Annotated in this window: 5 protein-coding genes; 3 read left to right on the top strand and 2 right to left on the bottom strand. The window is 70.1% G+C overall.

Translation table 11 applies throughout. The annotated features are described in order from the left end of the window. On the bottom strand, positions 1 to 204 hold a 204-nt coding region (locus ACR2JA_RS08380), incomplete at its 3' end, for an antibiotic biosynthesis monooxygenase family protein (RefSeq protein ID WP_434008639.1). Positions 205 to 206: 2 nt separating this feature from the next. Next, positions 207 to 1,247, bottom strand: a complete 1,041-nt coding sequence (locus ACR2JA_RS08375) for an NAD(P)H-dependent flavin oxidoreductase (RefSeq protein WP_434008638.1) — start codon at positions 1,245 to 1,247, stop codon at positions 207 to 209. 96 nt (positions 1,248 to 1,343) lie between these two features. On the opposite strand from ACR2JA_RS08375, the gene hpaR reads away from it, so the two are divergent. The 3 genes from hpaR to ACR2JA_RS08360 form a co-directional block, all read left to right on the top strand. Further along, on the top strand, positions 1,344 to 1,832 hold the full coding sequence (gene hpaR / locus ACR2JA_RS08370) for a homoprotocatechuate degradation operon regulator HpaR (protein WP_434008637.1): 489 nt from the start codon (positions 1,344 to 1,346) through the stop codon (positions 1,830 to 1,832). A 7-nt stretch (positions 1,833 to 1,839) separates the two neighbouring features. Continuing rightward, entirely contained in the window at positions 1,840 to 2,484 is a 645-nt protein-coding gene (locus ACR2JA_RS08365) for a fumarylacetoacetate hydrolase family protein (protein ID WP_434008636.1), read from the top strand. Beyond that, positions 2,481 to 2,813: fumarylacetoacetate hydrolase family protein (locus ACR2JA_RS08360; RefSeq protein ID WP_434008635.1), on the top strand; the 333-nt coding region annotated here is incomplete at its 3' end. The genes ACR2JA_RS08365 and ACR2JA_RS08360, both read left to right, overlap by 4 nt.

Here is a 2,813-nt window from a genome sequence, read left to right as displayed (position 1 = left end):
CAGGTGGTCGCTGTGCTGCTTCCAGGCGCGGATGCTGGCCTCGTCGGGCCAGTAGGACAGCGCGATTTCCTGGTCGCCCTCGGTGACGGCGGTGAAATCCAGGCAGCCGAATTGCGTCAGCGCGAGCTGGCGCATCTGCGCGGCCATGGCGCTGTAGTCGGCATCAAGCGCCTTGGCCTGGGCGCGGAAGATCACGACGAACATGGTCAGAAGCCTTTCAGCAGATCGCGGGTGATGTCGGCCGCCGGCGCGCTGCGGCAGCCGCTGGCGTTCTGGCCGCTCCACAGCGGTGAAAAGTCGCCGCTGCCCTGCTTTTCCCAGTGGGCGCGCAGCGGCGCGATGGCGGCGGTGGCGGTGGGGAAGGCGGGCGCCGCGGGGTTCAGCGGGCCGAGTTCGCGCAACACGCGGTTGACGATGCCGCGCGCCGGACGGCCGCTGAACAGCGTGGTCAGCGCTGTGTGGCGTGCGGCGTCGCTTTGCAGCGCGGCGCGGTGGACGGGCGAGGTCAGGGCCTCGTCGCTGCACAGGTAGGCCGTGCCCACCTGCACGCCAGCCGCGCCCAGCGCCAGCGCCGCGCGCACACCGGCTGCGTCCGCAATGCCGCCGGCGGCGATCACCGGCACCTTCACCGCGGCAACGATCTGCGGCAGCAGGGCGAAGGTGCCAACCTGGGTTGTGAGGTCGTCGGAAAGAAACATTCCTCTGTGACCCCCGGCTTCCGAACCCTGCGCGATCACCGCGTCCACGCCGTGGGCTTCGAGCCACAGCGCCTCGTCCACCGTGGTCGCCGACGACAGCACCACGCTGCCCCAGCCCTTCACCCGCGCCAGCAGGTCCGGCGCAGGCAGGCCGAAGTGAAAGCTCACGATGGGCGGGCGGAACGGCTCCACGAGGTCGGCCACCGCGTGGCTGAAGGGCACGCGCCCCGCGCCGGCCGGCACGGCGCTGATGTCCAGCTCGGCCTCTGCATAGAACGGCGCCAGCGTCTCGCTCCAGCGGGCCTCGCGCGCCGCGTCGGGCACGGGCGGCGTGTGGCAGAAGAAGTTGAGGTTCCAGGGCCGGGTGGTGCCTTGCGACAGCGCGGTCAGTTCCTGCGCCAGCGCCTCGGGCGTGAGCATGGCCGCGGGCAGGGCGCCGATGCCGCCGGCCTTGCAGACCGCCAGCGCCAGCGCCGAGCCCTGCGAGCCGGCCATGGGCGCCTGCAGCAGCAGGCGATCGACGTTCAGGCGTTGGGCGAGCGTGTTCATGCCGCGATTGTCGGGCGGCCTCCTGGGTTGCGGGTTAACCCCGGTTTGGAGAAGGCCGGGAAAACATTTAGCATATTAAATAAATTGCACCGAACCATGGCCATCGACGACAGCTCCCCTTCTTTTGTCCACCGCAACCTGCCGCGCCTGCTGCTGGAGGCGCGTGAGGCCGTGATGCAGCACACCCGGCCCAGCCTGCGCGAGCACGGCCTGTCCGACCAGCAGTGGCGCGTGCTGCGCGTGCTGGGCGAACACGCGCGCGATCCGGCCGGCGTCGAGACCGGGCGTGTGGCGCGCGAGGCGCTGCTGCTCGGCCCCAGCCTGACCGGTGTGCTCAACCGCATGGAGCGCGATGGGCTGATCAACCGCAACCGTTGCCCGCAGGACGCGCGCCGCACCGTGGTGCGCGCCACGCCCGCCGGCCTGAAGCTGGTGCGCAAGCTCTCGCAGACCATCGAATCGCACTACCAGTGGATGGAAGCGCAGCTGGGCTCCGACCGGCTCGCACAGCTCTACGACCTGCTGGACGACGTGATCGCGCTCGAAGCACCCGGCGGCGTCGAGGTCGACGACATCGAGGAGTGACACCCCCATGAAAACGAACCCCTACCTTCCTGGCGGCACCGTCTACGGCACGCTGCTGAACTTCCGGCGCGAACACGCGCTGTGGGTGCCGCGCATGCACGAAGCGCCCTACAAGGCGCCGCCGGCCGCGCCGGTGCTCTACATCAAGACCGCCAACACCTTCACACCTTCGGGGCGCGCCATCGCGCTGCCGCCCGGCGTGAGCGAGGTCGAGGTCAGTGCGTCGCTCGGGCTGGTGGCGGGCGAGGGCGGCCGCTTGGCCGGCGCCGTGCTGTTCAACGACGTGGCGATTCCGCATCAGAGCTATTACCGCCCGCCGGTGAAGTTCCGCTGCGTGGACGGCTTTCTGGGTGTGGGTGATGTGCTGCGGCCGGTCACGGACCTGGGCGAACTGTCGTCGCTGGTGCTGGAGCTGCGCGTGGACGGCGTGATGCGCCAGCGCACCGCGCTGGCCGACCTGGTGCGCGACGCCGCCACGCTCTGGGCTGACGTGAACGCCTTCCAGTCGATGCGTCCAGGCGATGTGCTGATGGTGGGCACCGATTGCCTGGAAGACGGTTCGCGGCCGCGCGCCAAGGCCGGCGATTCGGTCGAGATCACCGCCACCGGCTTCGCGCCGCTGGTGAACCACTTCGTGGGAGAAGACCAATGAGAAGAGCCCGCATCGCCTGGGCCGGCGCGGTCCACGACGCCGTCGATGCCGATGGCCTGCTCGAACTGCTCACGCCCGCGTTCAGGGGCCGCCGCGTCGGATTCGATGAGGTGGTCTGGCTTCCGCCGCTCGCACCCGTGCCGCGCCCGCGAACCGTGCTCGCGCTGGGCCTGAACTACGCCGACCACGCCAAGGAACTCGCCTTCAAGGCACCCGAAGAACCGCTGGCCTTCGTCAAGGGCGAGGCCTCGCTCATCGGCCACCGCGCCTTCACCGTGCGGCCCGACGGCGTGCAGTTCATGCACTACGAGTGCGAACTCGCGGTGGTG

The sequence above is a fragment of the Hydrogenophaga sp. genome (assembly GCF_051007235.1).
In the GTDB taxonomy this organism is placed as follows: domain Bacteria; phylum Pseudomonadota; class Gammaproteobacteria; order Burkholderiales; family Burkholderiaceae_C; genus Hydrogenophaga.
Note: the sequence above shows the minus strand (reverse complement) of the source record. Positions and strands in the feature narration are given on the sequence as shown.